Raw genomic sequence first — 24877 nt, forward strand, 5'->3', positions numbered from 1 at the left:
AAGCGCGGCTTACCGCAGGCGTGCAGTGAGCAGCGCGTACTATGCTGTGTTTCACGCACTGGCTGCTATGTGCACCGGTGCGCTTTTGCAGCGAACTGCCGACGAGGACAGCAAGTTACGGGTGTATCGTGCACTCGATCACGGCCCTATGAAAAATGCGTTCTCTCAGGCGCCTTTGAAGGATCACGCTCGGTTTAAGGAAATCGGAGCGCTTGTTCGACAACTTCAGGACGAACGACACAGAGCAGACTATCTGCCACCAGATAATTCACTGTTCCCGATAAATGAAGCTCGCGAAATTATTGGCAAAGCCCGCTTTGTAGTCGGCAGCCTTAGGGAATTGGATCAAGAAAGTCGCCTTATTTTGGCGACATGCCTCCTCTTCAAGGAACGTAAATCATGAAATTCACACTGTCCTGGTTGAAGGACCATCTGGAGACCGAGGCCTCGCTTGAGGAAATCTGCGAGCGGCTGACGACGATCGGGCTTGAGGTCGAGGAGGTCGATGACAAGGCGGCCTACAGACCGTTCACCATTGCCCGCGTCACCGAGGCGAAGCAGCATCCCGATGCCGACAGGCTGCGGGTGCTGACCGTCGATGCCGGGCCGGCGATCAATGGCGGCAAGCCGCTGCAGATCGTCTGCGGCGCGCCGAATGCGCGCACCGGGCTCGTCGGAGCCCTGGCGCTGCCGGGGACCTATGTGCCGGGCATCGATGTCACGCTGTCGGTCGGCAAAATCCGCGGCGTCGAGAGCCAGGGCATGATGTGCTCGGAAAAAGAGCTCGACATGTCGGACAATCACGATGGCATCATCGACCTGCCGGAAGATGCGCCCCTTGGCGCAAGCTTCGCCGAATATGCCGGGCTCGACGATCCGGTCATCGAGATCAATCTGACGCCGAACCGGCCGGATTGCACCAGCATCTATGGCATCGCCCGTGATCTTGCCGCCTCCGGCCTTGGCACGTTGAAGACGCGGTCAGCGCCTTCCTTCAAAACCGAAGGCGAAACGTCGGTCGGCCTCACGCTCGATTTCGCCGCCGAAGACAAGCATCTCTGCCCCGGCTTCGCGCTGCGGCTGGTGCGCGGCGTGAAGAACGGGCCGAGCCCGAAATGGATGCAGCAGCGCCTGATCGCGATCGGTCTTCGCCCCATAAACGCGCTGGTCGACATCACCAATTACATGACCTTCGACCAGGGCCGGCCGATGCATGTCTTCGACGCCGCCAAGGTCAAGGGCGGGCTCGTGGTGCGCCGGGCGAAGGAAGGCGAAACGCTGCTGGCGCTCGATGAGCGCGAGTATGAATTGAATCATGACAATGTCGTCATCGCCGACGACAACGGCGTCGAATCGATCGGCGGCATCATGGGCGGCGAGCATTCCGGCTGCGACGAAAGCACCACCGACGTGCTGATCGAATCCGCACTGTGGGACCCGATGAACATCGCCCGTTCGGGCCGCGACCTCGGCATCATCACCGATGCCCGCTATCGCTTCGAGCGCGGCGTCGATCCGGAATATATGGTTCCCGGCCTGGAGCGCACCACCGAACTGGTGCTGGAACTCTGCGGCGGCACGGCCGCGGAGAAGAAGGTCGAGGGTTATCACGGCCATCAGGCCAAAGTGATCGATTACCCGTTCTCCGAAGTCAAGCGCCTGACCGGCCTCGATGTGTCGGCCGATGAAAGCCGCGATATCCTTACCCGCCTTGGTTTCGGCGTCGAAGGCGATGGCGACACGGCTTCCGTTTCCGTGCCCTCCTGGCGGCCGGATGTGGAGGGCAAGGCCGATCTGGTGGAAGAGGTCATGCGCATCCATGGCGTCGACAAGATCAGGCCCGAACCGCTGCCGGCGGCCGACGCTGTCAACGAGAAGATCCTGACCACGCTGCAGATCCGCTCGCGCGCGGCCCGGCGCGAGCTTGCCGCGCGCGGCATGCTGGAGGCGGTCACCTGGTCGTTCATTCCGGAGGATCAGGCGAGGCTATTCGGCGGTGGCGCGCCGGCGCTGAAGCTGTCGAACCCGATCGCCGCCGATATGTCGGACATGCGGCCTTCGCTGCTGCCAGGCCTGCTTTCGGCCGCCCGGCGCAATGCCGCGATCGGCCATGGCGACGTCGCCCTGTTCGAGGTTGCCGCAACCTATGAGAATGACAGGCCGGAAGGCCAGCGCCGGGTGGCCGGCGGCATCCGCCGCGGCACGGCAACGCTGTCGGGCTCCGGCCGGATGTGGTCGAACAATGAGACCGGCGCGGGTCGCGCCGTCGGCGTGTTCGACGCCAAGGCCGATGCGCTGGCCGTGATCGAGGCCTGCGGCGTGCCGATGGGCAATGTCCAGATCGTCGCCGGCGGGCTGGACTGGTATCACCCCGGCCGTTCTGGCACCATTAAGATGGGCCCCAAGATCGTGCTCGGCCATTTCGGCGAGTTTCATCCGAAGGCGCTGGAAGCGCTGGACGTTTCCGGCAGGCTGGCCGGCTTCGAGATATTCATCGATGCCATGCCGGAGCCGAAGAAGAAGGCGACCCGCACCAAGCCGGCGCTGACGCTGTCGCCGTTCCAGACGGTGACCCGCGACTTCGCCTTCGTGGTCGACCGCACTGTGGAAGCAGGCGCCATCGAGCGCGCGGCGGCCGGCGCCGACCGCAAGCTGATCACCGGCGTTACCGTTTTCGACATCTTCGAGGGCGCGTCGCTTGGCGAGGGCAAGAAGTCGGTCGCCATCGAAGTCGCGATCCAGCCGGCCGAGCGCACGCTGACGGATGAGGATTTCGAGGCGCTTACGAAGAAGATCGTCGCCAATGTCGGCAAATCCACCGGCGGCGTGATCCGGGCGTAGGCGGGCGCAGTCAGCCCCGTGCGGGAGGCAGGTGCGCGCATCTGTCTTCCGCCCGCGTCTTGCCGCATCGCCGTGGCGCACCTATAACCTTGGGAAACAACCCTGGAGAGACCGATGACCGAGGCTGCCGGCAAGACGACGATCGATGACGCACAGGTCGAGTGGTTCTCGAAGATGGCCGCCGAGTGGTGGGACCCGCGCGGCAAATTCAAGCCGCTGCACAAGTTCAACCCGGTGCGCATCAGCTATATCCGCGAAAAGGCCTGCGCCCATTTCGGCCGCGACGAGAAGCTGGCCCGCCCGCTGGAAGGGCTGCGCGTGCTCGATGTCGGCTGCGGCGGCGGGCTGCTGTCGGAGCCGATGGCGCGCATGGGCGCAAGCGTCGTCGGCATCGACCCAGCGGAAAAGAATATCGGTATCGCCAAGACCCATGCCGCCGAAAGCGGCGTGCCGGTGGATTACCGCGCCGTCACGGCGGAAAAGCTTGCCGAAGACGGCGAAAGCTTCGATATCGTGCTCAATATGGAAGTGGTCGAGCATGTCGCCGATGTCGATTTCTTCCTGACGACCTGCGCCTCGCTGGTGAAGCCCGGCGGCATGATGTTCGTCGCCACCATCAACCGCACGCTGAAGGCAGGCACGCTGGCGATCTTCGCCGCCGAACGAGTGCTGCGCTGGCTGCCGCCCGGCACCCACCAGTATGAAAAGCTGGTGCGGCCGGATGAAATCGAGACGCCGCTGAAGTCGTCCGGCATGACGCCCGTGGAGCGCCAGGGCGTGTTCTACAGCCCGCTGACGGATAGCTGGAACCGCTCGAAGGATACCGACGTCAACTACATGGTGCTGGCGGTCAAGCCGGAGGCCTGAGCGGGCCGGCCGGCCCTGCGCGGCGTCAGTTGAACACTTCGTTCGGATAGACGCCCCAGATATCCTTCTGGCGCATATAGCCGTTGACGCCCTTGACCGAGAGCTCGCACCAGGTGCCATCGCATTCCTCGAGATGGACGATCACGCCGGGCTCCAGGCTCGCGACATCGCGGGCCGAATCATCCTTGCCGGCCTTCAGCGCCAGAAAATTCTCGCTGTCCGCATTGCCGTCGCGCAGCCAGGGGGCAATCATGGCGTTGCGCTGGGAGGAGAGCACCGAGACATGCATCCAGCCCTCGGTGCCGTCGGCATCGCGCACCTGCCGCCAGACGCTGTATTCCTCGGTGATTTCGACGGGAAGGCCGGGGCGCTTGTAGATCCACTTGGTGGCGTAGTTGAAGCCGGGGCCGACGCGCATGCGGGCGCGATCCGGCTTGATCATGGCAAAACGCGGCAGCGGCCCGCCCGAGGCGCCCTTGCGCTCGGTTTGCGCCATCGCCGGCTCCAGCATGGCGAAGACAAGCAATGTGCAGATCAGCAATCTTGCCAGACGACGCATATGACCTCTTCGAATGCCGTTTTCCCGGCCTTGGTTGTTTGTTTGCGCGGGTTTACGGCCACGCGCCTGCCCCTTCAACGAGGGATTTGCGTGTCCGAAGCGGTTTTCATCACGGGAAGAACCGCTTCAGGTGGAAAAGCGCCCTCATTATGTGCATTATCGCCCGACATGATTAATGAGCTGTTAACCGATGAATAACCCCAGAAAGCCCGTCGTCGTCGTCACCCGCAAGCTGCCCGCTTCGGTGGAGGCGCGCATGGGGGAATTGTTCAGCGTCGAGCTGAACCATGACGACCGGCCGTTTTCGCGCGAGAAACTCGCCGAGGCCATGGCCCGCGCCGACGTGCTGGTGCCGACGCTGACCGACACGATCGATGCCGCGCTGATCGAAAAGGCCGGTCCGAACCTGAAGCTGATCGCGAGCTTTTCCAACGGCATCGACAATGTCGATGTCGATGCCGCCGCGCGCAAGGGCATTACCGTCACCAATACGCCCAATGTGCTGACCGAGGACACCGCCGACATGACCATGGCGCTGGTGCTGGCGGTGCCGCGCCGGCTTGCCGAGGGCGCCAGGCTTCTGGCCGGCAGCGAACCGGACGCCTGGCAGGGCTGGAGCCCGACATGGATGCTGGGGCGGCGCATCTGGGGCAAGCGGCTCGGCATTGTCGGCATGGGGCGCATCGGCACGGCGGTGGCGCGACGCGCCAAGGCGTTCGGGCTTTCGGTGAATTACCACAACCGCAACCGCGTCAATCCGGAGACCGAGGCGGAGCTGGAGGCGACCTATTGGGACAGCCTCGACCAGATGCTCGCCCGGGTCGATATCGTGTCCGTCAACTGCCCGTCGACGCCGGCGACCTATCACCTGATCTCGGCGCGCCGGCTGGCGCTCTTGAGACCCGAGGCCTACATCGTCAACACCGCCCGCGGCGACGTGATCGACGAGGCGGCGATGATCCGCTGCCTGGAAGAAGATCGGATCGCGGGCGCCGGCCTCGATGTGTTCGAGAACGAGCCGGCGATCAACCCGCGGCTCTTGGAACTCGCCAGAACAGGCAAGGCCGTGCTGCTGCCGCATATGGGCTCGGCCACGCTTGAAAGCCGGGTCGATATGGGCGACAAGGTGATCATCAATATCCGCACCTTCTTCGACGGCCATCGCCCGCCGAACCGGGTGTTGCCCGGGCGGATCTGAACTGCCTCAGCCCAGAACCTTCAGCCGCATGCCCGGCCTCAGATGGGGCAGCAAAACACGCATCGCCGCCGGCGCAATCGCCACGCATCCGGCCGTCGGCGCGAAATCCGGGCGTGCGAGGTGGAAGAACACGGCGGAACCGCGATTGCGGGCGCGCGAGCGCATGTTCCAGTCCATCACGATCACGAGATCGTAAATGCCGTCGTCGCGCCGCAGGCGTTCATGGCTTGCGGCGAAGGGCAGGCGGACGGGGCGGTTGTAATTCGGCGAGACCGGCGCGTCGCACCAGCCGTCATCGGCTTTGGTGGCCATGATCCGCAATCCGGAATGCGGCCAGCCTTGCCGGTGCCTTGGGTCGCGATAGCCGTAAAGCAGCGCCATGACGGCGATCGGCGTCCTGCCGTCGCCCTCGCGTTTCAGGGCCGTCATGCCGTTCCTGCCGATCGCTGCTTGAAAGCGGAGCGGGCCGAAGGCGAGGATGGCGCGGTGGGCGGCGCCCGGCGCGCGGCGCACCGCGATCACGCCCGGCGTTTTCGTCGCGGAACGGCTGGTTTTCTTCACTTTTTTTTGCTTTGTGCGTGAAATCATATAGTTTCATAGCAATACGCCGGGCCATGGCGTATCGCAATGGTCTTCGGGGATGCGAGGCAGAGGGCAGGTGCGGATGACAGAGCGGACGATACTTCTCGTCGATGACGATGCGGATTTGCGCGAGACGCTGGTGGAACAGCTGGAGCTCTACGACGAATTCATCCTCCGCTCCGCCGATTGCGCGGCCAAATCGCTGAAGATGCTGCGCGAGGAACAGATCGATCTTCTGATCATGGATGTCGGCCTGCCCGATATGGACGGTCGCGAGGCGGTGAAGATCGCGCGCAAGAACGGCTACAAGGCGCCGATCATCATGCTGACCGGCCACGACACCGACAGCGACACCATTTTAGGGCTCGAGGCGGGCGCCAACGACTATGTCACCAAGCCGTTCCGCTTCGCCGTGCTTCTGGCCCGCATCCGCGCCCAGCTTCGCCAGCACGAGCAGAGCGAGGACGCGACCTTCAATGTCGGGCCCTATGTGTTCAAGCCGAGCCAGAAGCTGTTTCACACCGCAGATGGCCAAAAGATCAGGCTCACCGAAAAGGAAGCCTCGATCATCCGCTATCTTTACCGCGCCGGCCAGAAGGTGGTAACCCGCGACATGCTGCTGGAAGAGGTCTGGGGCTATAATTCCGGGGTGACGACGCATACGCTGGAAACCCATGTCTATCGCCTGCGCCAGAAGATCGAGGAGGACCCGTCGAACGCGCGGATCCTCGTGACGGAAAACGGCGGCTACAAGCTGGTGCCCTGATACGGCTTTGCCGGTTAAGGGGAGGGGATGAAGATTGGCACTGACTGACGACATCGCGACGCTGCGCCGGGTGGAGCTTTTCTCCGGTTTTTCAGCGGAACAGTTGCGTCTCATCGCCTTTACCATTTCGCGGCTTTCGCTTGGCGAGGGCGAATTGCTGTTTGACGAGGATCAGGACAGCGCCGGCGCCTATATGCTCGAAAGCGGTCATCTCGATCTTCAGGCCGGCGGGCGCTCTGCCGGCATTGCCGGGCCGGGCAGTCTGCTGGCGGAGGCAGCGCTCATCAGCCCCGTGCCGCATCGTTTCGCCGCCCGCGCCAGCGCGCCGTCGGAACTCCTGCTGATCCGCCGCGAGCAGTTCTTGCGCCTGATCGAGGAATATCCCGATATCGGCCGGGAAATGGAAAACCGCCTGCGCCAGAGCTTCGCCGACATGGTCGGCGCGCTGAATGCGGTGAAGACGCGGCTTTCTGACTTTTAGGCTTCGTTCCGAAGGCTTCTACACCGGTTCCACGACCAGCTTGCCGCCATCATTGCCGGTGATGCGCACCGTGGCGCCGATGGGTGCGTCCGGGCCCTCGGCCGTCCATGTCGTGTCGTCGAGCCGGATGCGGCCGCGGCCGTTGACGATCGCCTCGCTGACGATCGCTGTGCGGCCGATCAGGCTTGCCGCGCGCTGGTTCAGCAGCGGCTGGTCGGAGGTCGTGTCGCGGCGCGAAAGAATGCGCCGGCCGACGATGATGCTGACGAAGGCGAGCACGGCAAACAGCACGAGCTGCAACTGCCATACCCAAAAGCCGAAACCCTGAAAGGGCAGCGACAACAGGCCGAGGATCAGGGCCGCGATACCGACCCACATCAGGAACACGCCCGGCACGATCAATTCAGCCAACAGCAACAGCAGGCCGACGATGAACCAGCCCCAAGGCCCCGACTCGGCGAAGAAGACGAGCAGCTCCATCCCCGTCAGCTTTCGTCGTTCGGGCGCGACCCGGAGACCGACGGGGTGGAGCGCGTCGGCCGCGATGCCGTCGTCCCATCGCCATCGGAGCCGAAGACTTCCCTGGCGATCTGGCCGATGCCGCCGAGCGAGCCGATCAGCGATGACGCTTCCATCGGCATCAGCACCACCTTGGAATTCTTGGCGGTGCCGATCGAGGCCATCGCCTCGGTATATTTCTGCGCGACAAAGTAGTTGATCGCCGCGACATCGCCCTCGGCGATCGCGGTGGAGACGGAGCGGGTGGCGTTGGCCTCCGCCTCGGCCAGCCGTTCGCGGGCCTCGGCCTCGCGATAGGCCGCTTCGCGCTCGCCCTCGGCCTCCAGAATCGCGGATTGCTTGGAGCCTTCCGCACGCAGAATCTGGGCGGCGCGGTGGCCCTCGGCGTCAAGGATCTGCGCGCGCTTCTCGCGCTCGGCCTTCATCTGCCGTCCCATGGCCTCGACCAGATCGGCCGGCGGGCGGATATCCTTGATCTCGATGCGCGTCACCTTCACGCCCCACGGTTCGACCGCGAGGTCAACGACCCGCAGCAGGCGTTCATTGATGGAATCGCGGTTGGAGAGCAGTTCGTCGAGATCCATCGAACCCATCACCGAGCGGATATTGGTCATGGTCAGATTGAGGACTGCGAGCTGCAGATTGGCAACCTGATAGGCGGCGGAGGCCGGATTGAGAATCTGGTAGAAGCAGACGGCATCGGCCTGGACGCTGGCATTGTCGCGGGTGATCACCTCCTGCTCGGGCACATCCAGCACTTGTTCCATGATGCTGATGCGTTTGCCGATCCGGTCGATGAACGGGATGATCAGGTTGAGGCCAGGGGTCAGCGTGCGGGTGTAGCGGCCAAAGCGCTCCACGGTATAGCCATAGCCCTGCGGCACGGTCTTGATCCCGGCGAACAGCGTCAGGAGGATCAGCACCGCCAGAATGATGATCGTGATGGAAAATCCTGTCAGTGCTTCCATGTCGTTTCCTCCTTCGGCCGGTTCTGCCGGCTGTTATTTACTCTACCCAGCCGGACAGCTCGCGGGCAACCACATGGTCGATCACCCGCATGCCCTCGTCGGAATCATTCAGGCAGGGAATATGGGTGAATTTCTCGCCGCCATGCTCCATGAAGCTCTCGCGCGCCTGTTCGCCGATTTCCTCCAGCGTTTCCAGACAGTCGGAGACAAAGCCGGGGTTCATCACCGCGATCCGCTTGATGCCCTTTTTCGGCAGTTCCTCGACGGTCTTGTCGGTATAGGGCTGCAGCCATTCCTCCGGCCCGAAGCGCGACTGGAAGGTGATCATCAGCCGCTCCTTCGAAAGACCCAGACGCTCGCGCAACAGCCGCGCCGTCTTCTGACACTGACAGTGATAGGGGTCGCCCTTCTTGAAATAGGACTGCGGAATGCCGTGGAACGAAGTGATGATCAGTTCCGGCTCCCAGTCGAGCGTGGCGAGGTGATTTTCGACCGATTTCGCCAGCGCGTCGATATAGACCGGATCGTCGTGATAGGGCGGAACGGTGCGCAGCGCCGGCTGCCAGCGCATGTCGAGCAGCGCCTGAAACGCCTTGTCGTTGACGGTCGCCGTGGTTGACGCCGCATATTGCGGATAGAGCGGATAGATCAGGATGCGCTCGCAGCCCGCCGCCTTCAGCGCCTCGATGCGGGCGGGAATGGAAGGCTGGCCGTAGCGCATCGCCCAGTCGATCACGAGGTTCGGCGTATCAGTATATTGCGCAGCGAGCTTTTCAGCCTGGCTGCGGGTGTAGGTTCGCAGATAGCTCTCATCCAGCTCGTTGTTCCAGATCAGCTTGTAGGCCTCGCCGACCTTGGCCGGTCGGCGGTTCAAAACGATGCCGTAGAGGATCGGATACCACAGCGCCCACGGCCATTCGATCACGCGCTTGTCCTTCAGAAACTCCTCCAGATAGCGCCGCATCGAGGCCTTGTCGGTGCCGTCAGGCGTGCCGAGATTGACGAGCAGTACGCCGACCTTGCCGAAGGCGACGCTTGGGTGTTTGTCCGGCCATGCGGCATGCATTTCTGACATCGGCAGTCTTTCCATTGTTGTCGTTGTCGGGTGTCATATAACAACGCAAACAAGGCTTCGCCAGATTATACGGTGTCGCAGGCGGATCGTGGCTCTGCCGTCTGTTGCTGACATTGAAGAGGTGAGAGCCGCGCAGCGGCAAGCGGATGCGGCCTGTTGGCACATGTTAAGAGTGATTGATCGATGGCCCAAGGCACGCCCGAGAACAATAGTCCGGGAGCCTTGCAGGCGAATGCCTACCAGCCTGTCAGGCGTCATGCTCGTGCTTGACACGAGCATCCAGGCACCACGGAGAAAGCTGCCTGGACCCTCGGGTCAAGCCCGAGGGTGACCCGAAGGAAGACGGGAGCTGCAAAATGATGCTGAAGCCCTAGCGGCTCCCGACACGCAATCTATTACTTCGCAACGTCGGTGATACGACCGTCGGTATAGGGCTCGTAGGGGCTGTTCATGCCGAGATATTCCGCGACGGCATCTTCCAGGTTGGGGCCGAAATCATAGGCGTTCATGGCTTTCTCGTCGAACACGTCGTAGCCGTCGCCGCCCCCACGCACATAGTTGTTGGTGACGATGCCGTAGGTGGCGGACTCATCGATCGGCGTGAACCCGCCATTGCCGTCGGCGACTTCAACCGAGACCACGCGGCTGCCCGGTTCCTTGCTGGAATCATAGGTGTATTTCATGCCGGAGACCTGCGGATAGCGGCCGGCGCCCTCCTCGATCTGCGAAAGACCGTTTTCGAGTGCGGCAATCACATCGGCACCCTTGAGCTGGAATGTGGCGATGGTGTTCTGGAAAGGCAGCACGGTCAGCACCTCGCCCATGGTCACCGTTCCCGCGTCGATCGAGGCGCGCACGCCGCCGCCGTTCTGGATCGCAAGCGTGATGCCCTGGTCGGCGACGCGCGCGAGCATGGCATCGGCCACGAGATTGCCCATCGAGCACTCCTCGGCGCGGCAGACGTTGCGATCGCCGACAATCTCGGCGCTGGCCTCGCCGACTTCCTCGTTCTTCAGCTCCTCGAGCGGGACCGCCTTTTCGGAAATCCAGGTGAGAACCCCCTCGTCCGGCGTCACGCTGGCATCGAGCAGGATCGGGTCGCCCTTGGCCGAGGTCACCACGCCGTCATCGTTGAAAACGACATCGAGATCGCCGAGATACTTGCCATACTGGTTGGCCTGCACCACCGGCACCTTGTAGCCGTCCGGGTTGTCAACCATGGTTGGATAGGGCCCTTCGGCCTTCTCGTCCGTATTCGAGAGCAGCGTGTGCGAGTGGCCGCCGACGACGACGTCGATGCCCGGAATGACCGCGATCGCGGCGAGGTCGCGGGGATAGCCGACATGGGTGAGCGCGATGATCTTGTTGACGCCCTGATCTGTCAGCGCCGCAACCTGTTCCTTGATGGCATCGACATCGACGGTGATGTCGATGTTCTTGCCGGGATTGGCGATTTCCGGCGTGTCATTGGTGACCGCGCCGATAATGCCAACCTTCTCGCCGTCGATATCGAGCACGATCGAGGGTTCGATCATGTCGTTGACGGAGGAATCGGCATTGGTCTTCACATTGGCGGTCACAACCGGGAAGTCAACGATGTCGAGGAAGGTCTTCAGTCCGTCCTCGCTGTCGTCGAATTCGTGGTTGCCGACGGTCATCGCGTCATAGCCGAGCATGTTCATGAACTCGGCTTCCATCTCGCCCTTGTAGAAGGTGTAGAACAGCGAGCCCTGGAAATTGTCGCCGGCGTTGAGCAGGATGACATTCTTGCCCTCGGCCTCAAGCGCGTCGCGGGTTTCATTGATCGCGGTCAACAGCCTCGCTGCGCCGCCGAAGCACTTGCCCTCGGTCTCGTCCTCGGCCGAGCAGGCGGAATCATAGCCGTTGATCGACTCGAAGCGCGAATGGAAATCATTGTTGTGCAGGATTTCGAGGTCGAAATCGGCAAGGGCGCTGCCGGCTGAAAGGGTCAGCGCGGTTGCCGCGAAGAGGGCGGCTTTCGAAAGGGAATGCATGGCAGACTCCTGAAAAAGAATGAAATCGCGGCACTTGCCGCCCGGCACTTAACTTCACACACGGATGTGACGACGTTTTAAACGGTCGCGTCAAGTGCCGATTTCAGGAGAGGCCATAAAAGCGGGCCGCCAAACCGCGTTGTCAGAAGCTTCCGCCGGTCTGCGCGCCGGAGAAATTCACCGAGGGCGTGGCGGCGGGCATTGTCGTCGGCGGCGACATGGTGTTGGCCGGGGTCATCTGGGAAGCATCGGCGCTCGCCACCTGCTGAGACAGATCGGGCAGGGTGAAGCCGACAGGGGCCATGCTTGGCTTGTAGATCGAGAACTTCGCGCCCTGGCTCGGCGTGCAGTTCATCAGATAGGGGGCCACCAGCGCGCAGTTGACCCTGGACTGGGTCCGGCGCAGCACCGAGGTCAGCTCGATTTCGATCAGATTGCCGGTCTCGGTATAGGTGCCGATGGCAAGCGTCGTGTTGCTGTCGGCCGAAAGCGTCTCGAACCGGCCGCCGGCAAAGCGCGATATGATCCCGTCCTTGTCGCGCCACTCGCCATCGACGGCGGAAACGGGCGCCTGGGGTGCCGACGGCGTCGTGGGCAGCCGGCCGGACTGGGGCGTGGTGGTGCAGGAGGCGGCAAGCACTGTGCAGCAGACGAGGGTCAGGATCGGGATCGTTTTCACGGGCGCGCTCTTTCGCAATCGGTTCAAACACAAGAAAGGCTTATCTGGCTTCAAAAATCAACCGCAGGAGGGTCCGGTTGGTTCCATGTCGGCTGCATCGCTTTTTCACCGTTGCATGGAAGGCTCACTGTCGGCTTTTGTGCCGCGCCTCGGCGTCGGCCCGGCGGGCGAGGCTTTCTTCGGGCCATTCCTCGCTCATCTCGTAATAGGCCTCGAATTTCCGGGCCCCTGCCGGCAATGGCAGCCAGGGCAGTTTCGAGCGCGTGTAGATGTGGACATCGGGCTCGAAGTGCTCGGCCTCGTCCAGGGCCATGATCCGCACGAATTTCAGCCAGCCGCGTCCGCCATAGTCGCTTAAGAGCGGAGCCCCGCAATCGGCGCAGGACGAAATGACATGCGCTCGTCCGCTGGTGGTGGGAAGGCGGTGTTCGACCGGCGCGCCTCTTGCAATTTCGATCGCATCCCCTTCAACCAGCCCGTTTATGGCAAACGGGCCGCCGGTCTGGCGCTGGCAATCGCGGCAGTGGCAGGCGTGAATGAACATCGGGCGCCTGTTCATCTTGAAACGTATGGCGCCGCAAAAACAGCCGCCCTCGAAAACTGCGTCGGACATTCACCGCTTCCCCATCTTGCCTCGGCGCAGAAAAGCATGGCGCCGGGCTGCGAGCAACTTGTCTTGCCTCGGCGTCGGAGGTTTCCTGTGTTTTACGCCTTGGCGGGCGACGAAGCGCTATCCATTTCCCCGCACCTGTTTTAATCAGGACATTCGCGAAAGGGAGCGTCACATGGCGGAAAAACCGAAAATCAGAATCGTCTATTGCAGCATGTGCAACTGGCTGATGCGCTCGGCATGGATGGCGCAGGAACTGCTCTCGACCTTCTCGCTCGAAATCGGCGCGGTCACGCTCGAGCCGCGCACCGGCGGCATTTTCGAAATCTGGGTCGATGACGAACTGATCTGGGAACGCAAGCGCGACGGCGGCTTTCCCGGCCCCAAGGAACTCAAGCAGAAGGTGCGCGACATCATCGATCCCGAGCGCGATCTCGGCCATGTCGATCGCGCCGGCGAGGCCGGAAAGCAGGACTGAGGCGGCGAGCGCCAGGCGTGGTCGAAGCGGACAGCTTTTTTGTCGCGAAAACGTCAAATACCCGTTGACTAATGCCGCCACGCCTCTTAAACGAGCCGTCATTGCCCAGATGGCGGAATTGGTAGACGCGCCAGCTTCAGGTGCTGGTACTCGCAAGGGTGTGGAGGTTCGAGTCCTCTTCTGGGCACCAATTTCATGTTTCAGAACGTCCGTGGATGTCCAGAAACGCCGCAAAAAGCCCGGTTCTCCGTGCTTTTTTGTTTTGCATCACAGCCGTGAGATCGAAAGTCCGCCATCGGCCGTGATCACCGAGCCGGTGGCGAAGGCGAAATCGCCGCGCGCCAGCGGCAGCACGGCGGCGGCGACGTCATCCGGCGTGCCCCAGCGGGCGGCCGGCACGAGGCCGGTTTCGATGCGGGCGGTGTACTTGTCCTTCACCCCCGCCGTCATGCCGGTTTCGATGATGCCAGGGCGGATGTCGAAGACGCCGATATTTTCCGGAGCCAGCCGGGCCGCGAACAGTTTGGCGGCCATGGCGGCGGCGGATTTGGAGATGCAGTACTCGGCGCGCTCCACCGAGACCATTTCGGCGCTGACCGAGGTGATGAAGATGATCGCGCGGTAGCCCTGATCATGGCCGAGCATGCGCTTTGCGGCCTCCTGCGCCAGGAAGAACGCGCCCTTCAGGTTCACATCCATCACGAAATCGAAGTTTTCCGGCGACAGGTCCAGCATGTCGCCGCGGATCGGCGCGCCGACGCCGGCATTGGAGATGAAGGTGGTGAGCGGGCCGAGATCATCCTCCAGCCGGTCCAGAAGGGTCGGGATCGCAGCGATATCGCGCACGTCGTGGCGATAGTAGCGGGCCTCGGGGCCAAGGGCCGCGAGCGCGTCTCGAACGGCCGGGCTTTCGGGGTCGGCCTCGGCGGCGATCGCGATCGCATAGCCTGCGCCGGCAAGCGCCCTGGCGATGCCGAGGCCGATGCCCTGCTGGCCGCCGGTGATCAGCGCGGTTTTCATCGTGCAAACTCCCTTTTGATGGCGTCGCCGGCCTTCAGCGCAAGGGCCGCGACCGTCAGCGACGGATTGACGGCGGCCGACGTCGGCAGCGCCGAGGCATCGGTGACATAAAGGTTGTCATGGTCGAAACTGCGGCAATCGGGATCGAGCACGGCGGTCGCCGGATCATCTCCGAGCCGCGCGGTGCCGCACTGGTGCGAGGGCACGCGGCCATCAAAAAGGCGCGACAGCACGACGGGAAAACCCGCGCGTCGCAGCGCCTGTTTCATCCGCTTCACCAGCCGGTTATGCGCCTCCATGTTGGAGCGCCGCCACAGGAGCTGGATTTCGTTGCCGTTCAGCACCACCCGGCTTTCCGGGTTCGGCAGGTCCTCGGAGATCGCGTAGAAATCGACCGAATGGCGGGAGAGGTGCGTTGCGAGCGCCATCGGCATGGAGGGCGTGGTCGCCTTCAGGATTTTCGGCACCACCCGGCCCAGCAATTGCACGTTGCCGAGCGGCGGACCGTTGTCGCCGTCGGCGAGATACCAGTCATTGATCGCGAAGGTCTTCTGGTAGACCGCGTCATTTTCGAAGCGCGGATCATAGGCGATCATCGCCGTGGCGTTGTGGTTCATGAAATTGCGGCCGACCTTGCCGGAGGAATTGGCAAGCCCGGACTTCAGAAGAAGCGCGGCGGTCTGCACCGCGCCGGCTGCAAGCGCCACGATCTTCGGCGTCACCGTGATGGTCTGGCCGGCCTGCTCGTACGTGACACTCGCGATCCGGCGGCCATCAGGCTCGGCCGTCAGATGGGTCACGCGGGCACCTGTCTCCATGCGTACATTGTTATGAGACAATGCGGCGGCCAGCGCGCAGGTTTCCGCGTCCATCTTGCCCGAGCGGGTATCGGGATAGCCGTCCCAGCCGTCATTGCCGTGTGACAGCCAGAGGTCGAGGTCGACGCCGAGCGGAAGCGCTGCCGGGTGAAGCCCGGCCTTCGCCAGCCGCCGCCGGACAGCGGCAAGCGCCGGCTCGTCCGGCACGGCGGGGTAGGGGTATGGCCCGGCATGGGGCGGCTCGGTCGGGTCCTCGGTGAAATCGCCGCGCACCTGATAGAGCGCTTCTGCGGCATCGTAATACGGCGCGAGCGTCTCATAGGGGAACGGCCAGGCCGGCGAGACTCCGCCCAGGTGTTCCATCGCCTGGAAATCCTGCCGGCGGTAGCGGTAGAGCACCGCGCCATAGAGCTTGGTATTGCCGCCGACATTGTAATAGTTGCCGGGTGAGAAGGGGTTGCCGTCCGCATCCAGCCAGGTCTCGTCGGAGCGGAAGGCGCTGTTCCTGTAGATCCGGTCCGGATCGCGCGCCGGCGCGTCGTCGGGGATCTGCTGCCCGCGTTCCAGGATCAGGATTTCGGCCCCGGTAGGGGCGAGGCTAGCGGCAAGCGTCGCCCCGCCCATGCCGGAGCCGATGATGACCACATCAGGCGAAACCCGCATTGCTATCGGAGCCGCTCTTCGGTTTTCGGGTCAAAGGCGACGGCCTTGTCCATATTGACAGCAAAGGGGAACACGTCGCCCGGCTTGACCTCGACATCGGCGCGGAACCGGGCCGTGACCTCCTTGCCGCCCATTTCGGCGACCGCGAATGTATCGGAGCCCGCAGGCTCGGTCACCTCGACCCTGGCCTTGATGATGTGCACGGCATCGGAGGAGCGGTCGGCGCCCAGCTCGTCGGTGATCGCCTCCGGGCGGATGCCGAGAATGATGTCGCGTCCGCCGTGATCGATCATCGACCCTTCGGGGAAGGGCAGTTCGGCGTTGCTGCCATCGGCAAGCGGGAACTTCGCCACCGCTTTGCCGCCCTCGACCGTGACCTTCGCCGGAAACAGGTTCATCGAAGGCGAGCCCATGAAGCCGGCCACGAACATGTTGGCCGGGTTGTCGTAGATTTCCTTCGGCGTGCCGAGCTGCTGGACATGGCCGCCGAACATCACCGCGATCCGGGTCGACAGCGTCAGCGCCTCGATCTGGTCATGGGTGACGTAGACGATGGTGGTGCCGAGCTTCTGGTGCAGCTTCTTGATCTCGGTGCGCATGTCGACGCGCAGCTTGGCGTCGAGGTTCGACAGCGGCTCGTCGAACAGGAACACGTCCGGGTCGCGCACCAGCGCCCGGCCCATCGCCACGCGCTGGCGCTGGCCGCCGGAAAGCTGGCCGGGCTTGCGCTTCAGGAGGTGCTTGATCTGCAGGAGATCGGCGACGCTGTCGATCGCCTTTTCGCGTTTCTCCTTCGGCACGCCATGCATTTCAAGGCCGAAGGAGATGTTCTCGGCGACATTCATGTTCGGATAGAGCGCGTAGGACTGGAACACCATGGCGATGTTGCGTTCCGCCGGGCGCACGCCGTTCATCGAGCGGCCGTTGATGACGATGTCGCCGGAGGAGACCGGTTCGAGGCCGGCGATCATGTTCAAAAGCGTGGACTTGCCGCAGCCCGACGGGCCAACGAGCACGAGAAACTCGCCTTCCTCGACTTCGATATCGGTCTGGTGCAGGACGGTCAGGGAACCGAAGCTCTTGGTGACCTTGTCAATTTTCAGAAAACCCATTGGCCTTAACCCTTAACGCTGCCGGCCATCAGGCCGCGTACGAAATAGCGTCCGGCGACGATATAGACGAGCAATGTCGGCATCGCCGCCATGATCGCGCCGGCGAAGTGGACATTGTATTCCTTCACCCCGGTCGACGACTGGACGAGATTGTTGAGCGCCACCGTCATCGGCTGGCTGTTGAAATCGGAGAACGAGGCGCCGAACAGGAAGTCGTTCCAGATGTTCGTGAACTGCCAGATGATGCAGACCACCGCGATCGGCCCGGAGGAGGGCAGCAGGATGCGGCGGAAAATGGTGAAGAAGCCGGCGCCGTCGATCATCGCCGCGCGCACCAGCTCGCTTGGAAACTGGGCGTAATAGTTGCGGAAATAGAGCGTCGAAAAGCCGATGCCATAGACCAGATGGACGAAGATCAGCCCCGGCACGGAGCCCGCAAGCCCGATAATGCCGAGAATGCGCGCCATCGGGATCAGCACGATCTGGAACGGGATGAAGCAGGCGAACAGCAGCAGGCCGAAGATGATGTTGTGGCCGCGGAACTGCCATTTGGTCAGCACATAGCCGTTCAGCGCGCCGAGCACGGTGGAGATCGCCACGGCGGGAACCACCATCTGGATCGAGTTCCAGAAATAGGGCTTGAGGCCTGTCGCCTGCACGCCGATCTGGGCGGTCGACCATGCGCTTTTCCAAGGCTCGAAGGTCAGCGCCTCCGGCAGGTTCATCATCCCGCCGGCCTGGATTTCTCGCAGCGGCTTCAGCGAGTTCACCACCATCACGTAAAGCGGCAGCAGGTAATAGAGGCAGAAGATCAGGAGCACGGTGTAGATGAAGAACCGTGCCGTGCGGCCCGTCGAGACAACTTGAGTGGAAGCGTTGCTGCTCATTGCTTCTTCTCCCTCAGTTCCGACCAGAGATAGGGCACCATGATGGCAGCGACCGACATCAGCATGATCACGGCGGATGCCGCACCGATGCCCATCTGGTTACGGGTGAAGGTGTAGGAATACATGAAGGTTGCGGGAAGCTCCGTGGCGCGGCCCGGTCCGCCGCCGGTCAGCGCGATCACGAGGTCGTAGGATTTGATCGCCATATGGGCGAGCACCACGATCGCCGACATGAAGGCCGGCCGAAGCTGCGGGATCACGATCCGGCGGTAGAGCGAGAAGTTCGACGCGCCGTCGATCTGGGCCGCCTTCAGCACCTCGCCGTCAATGCCGCGCAGGCCGGCGAGGAACATCGCCATGACGAAGCCGGAGGTCTGCCATACGGCGGCGATCACGATGGTGTAGATCGCCATCTGGTTGGACTTGATCCAGTTGAACTGGAAGCTGGTCCAGCCCCAGGAATGCATCACGGCCTCAAGGCCGATGCCGGGATCGAGAAACCATTTCCAGGCGGTGCCGGTGACGATGAAGGAGAGCGCCATCGGATAGAGATAGATCGAGCGGATGAAGCCCTCGGCGCGGATCTTCTGGTCGAGGAAGATCGCCAGCATCAGCCCGATCGCGCAGCAGAAGATGATGTAGAGCGAGCCGAAGATCGCGACGTTCTTGATCGCGATGGTCCAGGCCCGGAGCCGGAACAGGTTGATATAGTTCTTCCAGCCGACGAGATCGAAGCTCGGCAGGATGCGGCTGTCGGTAAAGGAGAGATAGACGGTGAAGGCGATGAAGCCGTAGACGAAGATCAGCACCATCGCGAGCGACGGACTGAGCACGATCTTCGGCAGGGCATCGCGTAGAAAATCCCCCGCTCTCCCGCTTCTTTGCGCGGACGAAGCCATTCAAACCCTCCGGATTGGCGAAGCCTGATGGGTTCGCCGATGTGTTGTTGTTAGCCCTGCAAGCGCTGGCGGGCCTCTTCCTGCGAAAGCATTCTCGGCTCGTTGCCGCAAAGCCTCCAAGTCTTCTCGCCCCGGAGGGGAGAGATGTCGCGAAGCGACAGTGAGGGGGGAGAGTATCCCCTTGAACGCCCTCGCGTTTTGAAATGCTGCTTCACCCTCACTGCCCCTTTCGGGGCATCTCTCCCGCAAGCGGGAGAGAATAGTTGGCGCAAGCGGCTCTGCTCGGGACTAACTCCACCGCAAAAAGGAATCGTACCCAGGTGGACCCGCTAGCTCAGCAGAATGCCGGGGGCGCTTGGGCGCCTCCGGACGAGCCTTTTACTGCGCGATCTGAACCGCGGTGACCAGCTCTTCCGTTGCCGTTTCGGAATCATACTCGCCGTTGAACTGGGCGGTGATCACGTCGTACATCGCGTTCTTGACCGAAGCCGGGTTGGCGTGGCCGTGGGCCATGGAGCCGAAAAGGTTGCCCGACGACGAGGCCGCCGCCAGATCCTTCATGCCCTGCTTGCCGCAAGCGTCGAAATCGGCGTCGGAAACATCCGTGCGCGCCGGAACCGAACCCTTGACGACGTTGAAGGCCGACTGGAATTCCGGCGACATGATCGCCTTGGCGAGCGCCACCTGCTGAGCCGTCGGCTCGTCGCCCTGGTTGAAGAAGGCGAACTGGTCGGAGTTGAAGGTGACCTGATCCTGCGTGCCGGGGAAGCGGAAGCACAGGAAATCCTCGCCCGGCGTCAGGCCGGCTTTCAGGAATTCGCCCTTGGCCCAGTCGCCCATGAACTGGAAGGCGGCCTCGTCGTTGATGACCATGGCGGAAGCGAGGTTCCAGTCGCGACCGGAGAAGTTGTCGTCAACATAGCCGCGCAGAACGGTCATGCGGTCGAACACTTCCTTCATCGTGTCGGAGCCGAGGGCTTCGGGATCGAGGTCGATCATCGAGGCCTGGTAGAATTCCGGTCCGCCGGTCGCCATCACCACGGCGTCGAAGATGGTGGCATCCTGCCAGGGCTGGCCGCCATGGGCGATCGCCACCTTGCCGGATTCCTTGACCTTGTCGAGCGCTGCAACCAGCTCGTCCCAGGTCTGGGGCTGTTCGATGCCGAGTTCGTCGAGGATCGACTTGTTGGCCCAGACCCAGTTGGTGGAGTGGACGTTCACGGGCGCTGCGACCCAGTTGCCGTCATATTTCGAGAACTTCTGCAGCGCTTCCGGAACTACTTCGTCCCAGTTTTCCTCGGCCGCGATGTCGTTGAGGTTGGCAAGCGCGCCTTCCTCGGCCCAGTCGGTGATGTCGAAGCCGAGCATCTGCACGGCGGCCGGCGGGTTGCCGGCGGTCACGCGGGCACGCAGCACCGTCATGGCCTGTTCGCCGCCGCCGCCTGCAACCGGCATATCCTGCCAGCCGATGCCCTGATCCTGCAGGTTTTCCTTCAGCACGTTGAGCGCCGAGGCCTCGCCGCCGGACGTCCACCAGTGCAGGACTTCCACATCCTCTGCCTTCACGGACGCCGCCGAAGCCGAGGCCGCGACGATCGCGATAACGGCTGCACTTTTCGCAAAATTCAAACGCATAGTGTCCTCCTGTCTGCGTTTTTGGTCCCGCCGGGGGAGCATTGCTCCACGGGGCCCGGCAGGCATTTCCTCCTCATGTTCCCCTTGGAAGGGAACAGTTCACTCCACCCAGGGCGCGCGCGAGCGACCGATGCGCATCGTCACGGTTTTCACCTCCAGGTATTCCTCAAGCCCGTAGCGACCCAGCTCGCGGCCGAGGCCGGACTGCTTGACGCCGCCAAACGGCAGCTCGGAATATCCATCCATCCAGGTATTGGTCCACACAGTGCCGGCCTGAACGCGGCGGGCGAAGGCGAGGCAGGTCGAAACATCCCTGCTCCAGACGCCTGCCGACAGCCCGTAGCTTGCGTCATTGGCCAGTGCGATTGCCTCCTCAATCGATTTAAAGGTCAGGACCGACAGCACCGGTCCGAAGACCTCCTCCCGTGCGATTGCCATGCCTGAACTGATATTTGTTACAACTGTAGGCCCATAGAAACGGCCTGACAACCCCGGGATTTCAAGCGCTCCGCCGCCGAGCGGGATCTCCGCTCCGGCCTCGCGCGCGGCCTCCACATAGCTATCGATCTTTGCAAAATGCGCCTCGGAAATGATAGCCCCTACTTTAGTCTTAGGATCGAGCGGATCGCCGAACGCGACCTTCCGCGAAAGTGCCACCACCTTTTCCGTCAACGCCTCGGCGACGTCCTCATGGACGATGATGCGCGAGCCTGAATTGCAGCATTCGCCGGCGTTGAAGTAGACGCCGAACACGATCGCGTCGGCGGCATCGTCGAGATCGCAATCCGGAAACACGACCTGCGGGTTCTTGCCGCCGAGCTCGAGCGAGACCTTTTTCAAGGTTCCGGCGCTGGCGCGCACGATCGCCTTGCCGACGCCGGTGGAGCCTGTGAACGAAACCATGTCGACATGCTCGCTCTCGCACATGGTCGTCCCGACCGGATCGCCATAGCCAAGCACGATGTTGACGACGCCGTTCGGTATGCCGGCCTCGATCAGCAGTTCGCCGAGGATCACGGTCGAAGATGGCGTCATTTCGGAGGGCTTGATCACGGCGGTGCAGCCGGCGGCGAGCGCATAGGGCAGTTTCTGCGAGACGATCAGGAAGGGGAAATTCCACGGCGTGATCAGCGCGGCGACGCCGACCGGCTCCTTCAGCACCACGCCCAGCATGTCGTCGCCAAGCGTGTTGTGGCTGTCGCCGGAAAGCGTGCGGGCAAGGGCCGCGGCATGGCGCCAGAGATCGGCCGCGCCCGCGATTTCGTCGCAGGCCTGGCTGATCGGCTTGCCGCTTTCCAGCGTGTCGCGCAGCGCGATCTTGTCGAGGTCGCGCTCAATCAGGTCGGCGACCTTCAGGAGAATTGTGGCGCGGTCCTTGCCGGAAAGGCGCGACCAGCGGCCATCGTCGAAGGCCGCGCGGGCGGCGGCGATCGCGGCCTCGGTCTCGGCCACGCCGCCCTTTGCGGCATTGGTGACGGTCACCAAATGGGCCGGCGACTGGCGTTCGAAACTCGCGCCATCGGCGGAAGTCTGCCACTTGCCATCGATCAGATGCCTTGCCTGAAAGACGGGCTCCTGAAGCGGGCTGCCGGCGGGGATGATGGTAAGATCGGTCATGCCTATCTGCCCTTGAATGCGGGTTTGCGTTTTTCGCGGAAGGCGGCGACGCCCTCGGCCTTGTCGGCGGAGGCGGCGATCATGCCGCTGCCGAGCGTTTCGATCATGGCGGCGGTATCTTCACCGTAGCCGGCATGAAGCATGTATTTGGCGATTTCGGTCGCGTAAGCCGAAGAGGCGAGCGCGCCATCGGCGATATCGAAGGCGGCGGCGCGCGCATCTTCGGCAATTTCGGCGGCAAAGCCGAGCGCAACCGCGCGCTCCGCGTCGAGCCTGCGGCCGAACAGCGCCATCTCCTTGATCACCGGCTCCGGCAGAAGCCGCGCCACGCGCTGCGTGCCCGACCATCCCGGCACCATGCCGATCTTCGGCTCGGGCATCGCGATCGTGGCATTGGGCGTCATCACGCGGATATCGCAGGCTGCCGCAAGCTCCAGCCCGCCGCCCAGCGTATGGCCGGAGAGCGCGGCAATCGTCGGCTTCGACAGCCGCGCCAGACGGTCGAACCGGCGGTGGCCGTCGCGCACCCAGTGGCGGGCGAATTCGGCCGGCGGCAGATCACCCCAGGCCTGGATATCGGCGCCGGCGCAAAATGCGCGGTCACCTTCGGCGGTCAGGATCACGAAGCGGATTTCGGGGTCGGCGTCGATGGCATCGAGATGCGCGTCGAGCGCCGCCAGCATATCCGGCGTGAAGGCGTTGAGCTTTGCCGGATTGTCGAGCCGGAGTTCAGCAATGGCATCGTGGCGGATGAGGTGAAGGGCGCTCATGGGGTGGATTCCGATATTGTTTCTTCGGCGCCTGCCGGGCCCACCCACCAATCTCCCCCCTTGAGGGGGAGATGTCGCGAAAGCGACAGAGAGGGGTAGCGGCATGAGCCGCTTGCTCCGAATGTGTTGAAAGGGTTCACCCCTCTCTGCCCCTGTCGGGGCATCTCCCCCTCAAGGGGGGAGATTGTTTGGAGGTGGCCCGTCTTCGCGTTCCAGAAAAGCCTATTTTCCGCAGCTACCATCACAGCACCAGCCCCATCGGCTTTTCCGAAAGCAGCGACAGCGGCATCAGTGTCGCATTCTCCGCAACCCGCACCCGGCCGCCGGAGGCCGCGACGATGTCGCGCTCGGGGTCGATGCCGGGCATGATTTCGGTGGCGAGAAGGCCGTCATCGGTGATCCGCATCACGCAGCGTTCGGTGACGTAGAGCACATCCTGACCGGTTTCGCGGGCGCGGCGGCCGGAGAAGGTGACATGCTCGACGTCGTCGACCATCTTGGAGAATTTGCCGGGCTTTTCGACTTTCAGGCCGTCGACGGAGAGGACAAGCGTCGCCGCGGCTTCGAAAAGCCCGGCAAAGACGATTTTGCGGGCATTGGCGGTGATATCGACGAAACCGCCGCAGCCGGCGGTGAGATACGGTTTCTTGCCGAGTTTGGAGACGTTGACATTGCCCTCGCGGTCGACCTCGAGGAAGGACAGGAAGGTCACGTCAAAGCCGCCGCCCTGGAAATAGGTGAACTGGCTGGGAGAGGGCATGAAGGCATCGGCGTTGGAGGCGCAGCCGAAGGCGAAGCCCGTCAGCGGCATGCCGCCGACCGCGCCCTGTTCGATCGCCCAGGTCACCTTGCCGGCATGGCCTTCCTCAAGCAGGATTCGTGGCACCAGCGCGCAGATGCCAAAACCGAGATTGGCGGTCTCGCCCGCGGCAAGCTCCATCGCGGCGCGGCGGGCAATCACCTTTTCGATGCTATGTTCGGCCAGTTCGAAATCCTCCAGCGGATGGATGACCTCGCCGGAAATTGCCGGGTCGTAGAAGGTCTCGGTGGTCTGGTACTGGCCGGGATCGACCACGATGAAATCGATGAGGTGGCCCGGAACCCGCACATCATGCGGGCGCAACGTGCCCGCCGCCGTCACGCGCTTGACCTGGGCAATCACGATGCCGCGATTGTTGCGCGCGGCGATCGCCTGATCGAGCCCGCCGAGATAGGCGCCCTCATGCTCATAGGTGAGGTTTCCGTGTTCATCAGCCGTGGTCGCGCGCAGGATGGTGACGTCGGGCGCGAAGTTTTTGAAGTGCAGCCAGGTATCGCCGGCAAAGTCGACGCGGGCAACGATCGGGCTTTCCGCAGCGCGGTCATTCATGGCGCAGCCCTGCCGCTCGGGATCGACGAAGGTGTCGAGGCCGACCTTTGTCAGCACGCCGGGGCGTTTGGCCGCCACATCGCGCTGCATGTCGAACAATATGCCGGACGGCACGTTATAGGCGGCGATCCGGTTTTCGACGACCATCTTCCAGATTTCCGGCATTGGCAGCGACGACGCGCCGCTCGGATAGGAGCCGGCGATCACGGTGTCGAGGAGGCCGTCCTGGGCAATATGGTCGATGCCCTTGATGCCGTACATGTCGCCGGCGGCGATCGGGTGGATGGTGGTGAGCTTGCGCGGATGGCCGGTGGCGGCAAAGCGCGCGCCGAGCGCTTCCAGCACCTTGTCCGGGCAGCCGAGGCCGGAGGACGAGGAGACCGAGACGACGGCGTTGTCGGCGATGTGGCTGACGGCGGCCTCGGCGGTGACGATCTTGCCCGGCATGC

The 24877-nt window shown here is 63.1% G+C and carries 23 protein-coding genes, 1 tRNA gene and 1 pseudogene; 8 read left to right on the forward strand and 17 right to left on the reverse strand.

The genetic code is table 11. The annotated features are described in order from the left end of the window. Positions 1-25: 25 nt before the first annotated feature. The 3 genes from V6766_RS02900 (at position 26) to ubiG (ending at position 3708) form a co-directional block, all read left to right on the forward strand. Positions 26-403: a hypothetical protein gene (locus tag V6766_RS02900; protein WP_448463428.1), complete on the forward strand. Its 378-nt coding sequence runs from the start codon at positions 26-28 to the stop codon at positions 401-403. Next, positions 400-2841 carry a phenylalanine--tRNA ligase subunit beta gene (gene pheT / locus V6766_RS02905; protein WP_448463430.1) on the forward strand — a complete coding sequence of 814 codons (2442 nt, stop codon included), beginning with the start codon at positions 400-402 and terminating at the stop codon, positions 2839-2841. The genes V6766_RS02900 and pheT overlap by 4 nt, the downstream gene beginning before the upstream one ends. 114 nt (positions 2842-2955) lie before the next feature. Next, entirely contained in the window at positions 2956-3708 is a 753-nt protein-coding gene (ubiG, locus tag V6766_RS02910; RefSeq protein WP_448463432.1) for a bifunctional 2-polyprenyl-6-hydroxyphenol methylase/3-demethylubiquinol 3-O-methyltransferase UbiG, read from the forward strand. 25 nt (positions 3709-3733) lie between these two features. On the opposite strand, the gene V6766_RS02915 is transcribed toward ubiG, so the two are convergent. Next, positions 3734-4267 (reverse strand): SH3 domain-containing protein, encoded by a 534-nt coding sequence (locus V6766_RS02915; protein ID WP_448430464.1) that lies wholly within the window; start codon positions 4265-4267, stop codon positions 3734-3736. Between the two features lie 190 nt (positions 4268-4457). On the opposite strand from V6766_RS02915, the gene V6766_RS02920 reads away from it, so the two are divergent. Beyond that, entirely contained in the window at positions 4458-5465 is a 1008-nt protein-coding gene (locus tag V6766_RS02920; protein WP_448463434.1) for a 2-hydroxyacid dehydrogenase, read from the forward strand. 6 nt (positions 5466-5471) lie between these two features. Here V6766_RS02920 and V6766_RS02925 read toward each other — a convergent pair whose 3' ends face one another. Next, positions 5472-6053: a L,D-transpeptidase family protein gene (locus V6766_RS02925; RefSeq protein WP_448463436.1), complete on the reverse strand. Its 582-nt coding sequence runs from the start codon at positions 6051-6053 to the stop codon at positions 5472-5474. Between the two features lie 76 nt (positions 6054-6129). Between V6766_RS02925 and V6766_RS02930 the strand changes: the two genes are divergently transcribed. Continuing rightward, positions 6130-6813, forward strand: a complete 684-nt coding sequence (locus V6766_RS02930; RefSeq protein ID WP_448463438.1) for a response regulator transcription factor — start codon at positions 6130-6132, stop codon at positions 6811-6813. Positions 6814-6847: 34 nt separating this feature from the next. Further along, positions 6848-7294: a Crp/Fnr family transcriptional regulator gene (locus tag V6766_RS02935; RefSeq protein ID WP_448463440.1), complete on the forward strand. Its 447-nt coding sequence runs from the start codon at positions 6848-6850 to the stop codon at positions 7292-7294. An 18-nt stretch (positions 7295-7312) separates the two neighbouring features. Here V6766_RS02935 and V6766_RS02940 read toward each other — a convergent pair whose 3' ends face one another. The 6 genes and pseudogenes from V6766_RS02940 to V6766_RS02965 all read right to left on the reverse strand — a co-directional run bounded on the left by V6766_RS02940 (position 7313) and on the right by V6766_RS02965 (position 13163). Further along, on the reverse strand, positions 7313-7774 hold the full coding sequence (locus V6766_RS02940; RefSeq protein ID WP_448463442.1) for an NfeD family protein: 462 nt from the start codon (positions 7772-7774) through the stop codon (positions 7313-7315). Between the two features lie 5 nt (positions 7775-7779). Continuing rightward, on the reverse strand, positions 7780-8781 hold the full coding sequence (locus tag V6766_RS02945; protein WP_448430476.1) for an SPFH domain-containing protein: 1002 nt from the start codon (positions 8779-8781) through the stop codon (positions 7780-7782). A 37-nt stretch (positions 8782-8818) separates the two neighbouring features. Beyond that, positions 8819-9856, reverse strand: coding sequence for a ferrochelatase (hemH, locus tag V6766_RS02950; RefSeq protein WP_448463444.1), 1038 nt, complete (start codon positions 9854-9856; stop codon positions 8819-8821). Positions 9857-10260: 404 nt separating this feature from the next. Continuing rightward, positions 10261-11871 (reverse strand): annotated as a pseudogene (locus V6766_RS02955) (bifunctional metallophosphatase/5'-nucleotidase); the annotation flags it as partial. Between the two features lie 142 nt (positions 11872-12013). Then, a complete protein-coding gene (locus V6766_RS02960; RefSeq protein WP_448463446.1) occupies positions 12014-12550 on the reverse strand; it encodes a hypothetical protein in 537 nt (178 codons plus the stop codon). 124 nt (positions 12551-12674) lie between these two features. Further along, complete coding sequence (locus tag V6766_RS02965; RefSeq protein ID WP_448463447.1) at positions 12675-13163, reverse strand: GFA family protein; 489 nt, start codon at positions 13161-13163, stop codon at positions 12675-12677. Positions 13164-13335: 172 nt separating this feature from the next. Here V6766_RS02965 and V6766_RS02970 point away from each other — a divergent pair, with 172 nt between their 5' ends. Together V6766_RS02970 and V6766_RS02975 are read left to right on the forward strand one after the other, a co-directional pair. Continuing rightward, a complete protein-coding gene (locus V6766_RS02970; protein ID WP_448463449.1) occupies positions 13336-13638 on the forward strand; it encodes a SelT/SelW/SelH family protein in 303 nt (100 codons plus the stop codon). A gap of 103 nt (positions 13639-13741) precedes the next feature. Beyond that, positions 13742-13828: transfer RNA gene (locus V6766_RS02975), tRNA-Leu, on the forward strand. A 77-nt stretch (positions 13829-13905) separates the two neighbouring features. Here the strand turns inward: V6766_RS02975 and V6766_RS02980 are convergent. From V6766_RS02980 to V6766_RS03020, 9 genes are all read right to left on the reverse strand, one after another. Then, positions 13906-14658: a 3-ketoacyl-ACP reductase gene (locus tag V6766_RS02980; protein WP_448463451.1), complete on the reverse strand. Its 753-nt coding sequence runs from the start codon at positions 14656-14658 to the stop codon at positions 13906-13908. Next, positions 14655-16139 (reverse strand): GMC oxidoreductase, encoded by a 1485-nt coding sequence (locus V6766_RS02985; RefSeq protein ID WP_448463453.1) that lies wholly within the window; start codon positions 16137-16139, stop codon positions 14655-14657. The genes V6766_RS02980 and V6766_RS02985 overlap by 4 nt, the downstream gene beginning before the upstream one ends. A gap of 2 nt (positions 16140-16141) precedes the next feature. Then, positions 16142-17251 (reverse strand): ABC transporter ATP-binding protein, encoded by a 1110-nt coding sequence (locus tag V6766_RS02990; RefSeq protein ID WP_448463455.1) that lies wholly within the window; start codon positions 17249-17251, stop codon positions 16142-16144. Between the two features lie 5 nt (positions 17252-17256). Then, positions 17257-18138, reverse strand: coding sequence for a carbohydrate ABC transporter permease (locus tag V6766_RS02995; protein ID WP_018065269.1), 882 nt, complete (start codon positions 18136-18138; stop codon positions 17257-17259). Then, positions 18135-19037 (reverse strand): carbohydrate ABC transporter permease, encoded by a 903-nt coding sequence (locus V6766_RS03000; protein WP_230721490.1) that lies wholly within the window; start codon positions 19035-19037, stop codon positions 18135-18137. Before V6766_RS03000 ends, V6766_RS02995 begins: the two co-directional genes overlap by 4 nt. Before the next feature lie 378 nt (positions 19038-19415). Next, positions 19416-20672 (reverse strand): ABC transporter substrate-binding protein, encoded by a 1257-nt coding sequence (locus tag V6766_RS03005; RefSeq protein WP_448463457.1) that lies wholly within the window; start codon positions 20670-20672, stop codon positions 19416-19418. Between the two features lie 99 nt (positions 20673-20771). Beyond that, positions 20772-22289: an aldehyde dehydrogenase family protein gene (locus tag V6766_RS03010; RefSeq protein ID WP_448463459.1), complete on the reverse strand. Its 1518-nt coding sequence runs from the start codon at positions 22287-22289 to the stop codon at positions 20772-20774. A gap of 2 nt (positions 22290-22291) precedes the next feature. Beyond that, complete coding sequence (locus V6766_RS03015; RefSeq protein ID WP_448463461.1) at positions 22292-23059, reverse strand: enoyl-CoA hydratase/isomerase family protein; 768 nt, start codon at positions 23057-23059, stop codon at positions 22292-22294. A gap of 241 nt (positions 23060-23300) precedes the next feature. Next, positions 23301-24875, reverse strand: coding sequence for an acyl CoA:acetate/3-ketoacid CoA transferase (locus V6766_RS03020; protein ID WP_448463463.1), 1575 nt, complete (start codon positions 24873-24875; stop codon positions 23301-23303). Between the last annotated feature and the right edge of the window lie 2 nt (positions 24876-24877).

The organism is Martelella sp. AMO21009, from assembly GCF_053484295.1.

What these genes read in the sequence shown, in the direction of transcription:
- pheT (WP_448463430.1), top strand. Translation starts at nt 400, where the DNA reads ATGAAATTCACACTGTCCTGGTTGAAGGACCATCTGGAGACCGAGGCC.
- ubiG (WP_448463432.1), top strand. Translation starts at nt 2,956, where the DNA reads ATGACCGAGGCTGCCGGCAAGACGACGATCGATGACGCACAGGTCGAG.
- V6766_RS02915 (WP_448430464.1), bottom strand. Translation starts at nt 4,267, where the DNA reads ATGCGTCGTCTGGCAAGATTGCTGATCTGCACATTGCTTGTCTTCGCC.
- V6766_RS02920 (WP_448463434.1), top strand. Translation starts at nt 4,458, where the DNA reads ATGAATAACCCCAGAAAGCCCGTCGTCGTCGTCACCCGCAAGCTGCCC.
- V6766_RS02925 (WP_448463436.1), bottom strand. Translation starts at nt 6,053, where the DNA reads ATGATTTCACGCACAAAGCAAAAAAAAGTGAAGAAAACCAGCCGTTCC.
- V6766_RS02930 (WP_448463438.1), top strand. Translation starts at nt 6,130, where the DNA reads ATGACAGAGCGGACGATACTTCTCGTCGATGACGATGCGGATTTGCGC.
- V6766_RS02940 (WP_448463442.1), bottom strand. Translation starts at nt 7,774, where the DNA reads ATGGAGCTGCTCGTCTTCTTCGCCGAGTCGGGGCCTTGGGGCTGGTTC.
- V6766_RS02945 (WP_448430476.1), bottom strand. Translation starts at nt 8,781, where the DNA reads ATGGAAGCACTGACAGGATTTTCCATCACGATCATCATTCTGGCGGTG.
- hemH (WP_448463444.1), bottom strand. Translation starts at nt 9,856, where the DNA reads ATGTCAGAAATGCATGCCGCATGGCCGGACAAACACCCAAGCGTCGCC.
- V6766_RS02965 (WP_448463447.1), bottom strand. Translation starts at nt 13,163, where the DNA reads ATGTCCGACGCAGTTTTCGAGGGCGGCTGTTTTTGCGGCGCCATACGT.
- V6766_RS02970 (WP_448463449.1), top strand. Translation starts at nt 13,336, where the DNA reads ATGGCGGAAAAACCGAAAATCAGAATCGTCTATTGCAGCATGTGCAAC.
- V6766_RS02980 (WP_448463451.1), bottom strand. Translation starts at nt 14,658, where the DNA reads ATGAAAACCGCGCTGATCACCGGCGGCCAGCAGGGCATCGGCCTCGGC.
- V6766_RS02985 (WP_448463453.1), bottom strand. Translation starts at nt 16,139, where the DNA reads ATGCGGGTTTCGCCTGATGTGGTCATCATCGGCTCCGGCATGGGCGGG.
- V6766_RS02990 (WP_448463455.1), bottom strand. Translation starts at nt 17,251, where the DNA reads ATGGGTTTTCTGAAAATTGACAAGGTCACCAAGAGCTTCGGTTCCCTG.
- V6766_RS02995 (WP_018065269.1), bottom strand. Translation starts at nt 18,138, where the DNA reads ATGAGCAGCAACGCTTCCACTCAAGTTGTCTCGACGGGCCGCACGGCA.
- V6766_RS03000 (WP_230721490.1), bottom strand. Translation starts at nt 19,037, where the DNA reads ATGGCTTCGTCCGCGCAAAGAAGCGGGAGAGCGGGGGATTTTCTACGC.
- V6766_RS03005 (WP_448463457.1), bottom strand. Translation starts at nt 20,672, where the DNA reads ATGCGTTTGAATTTTGCGAAAAGTGCAGCCGTTATCGCGATCGTCGCG.
- V6766_RS03010 (WP_448463459.1), bottom strand. Translation starts at nt 22,289, where the DNA reads ATGACCGATCTTACCATCATCCCCGCCGGCAGCCCGCTTCAGGAGCCC.
- V6766_RS03015 (WP_448463461.1), bottom strand. Translation starts at nt 23,059, where the DNA reads ATGAGCGCCCTTCACCTCATCCGCCACGATGCCATTGCTGAACTCCGG.
- V6766_RS03020 (WP_448463463.1), bottom strand. Translation starts at nt 24,875, where the DNA reads ATGCCGGGCAAGATCGTCACCGCCGAGGCCGCCGTCAGCCACATCGCC.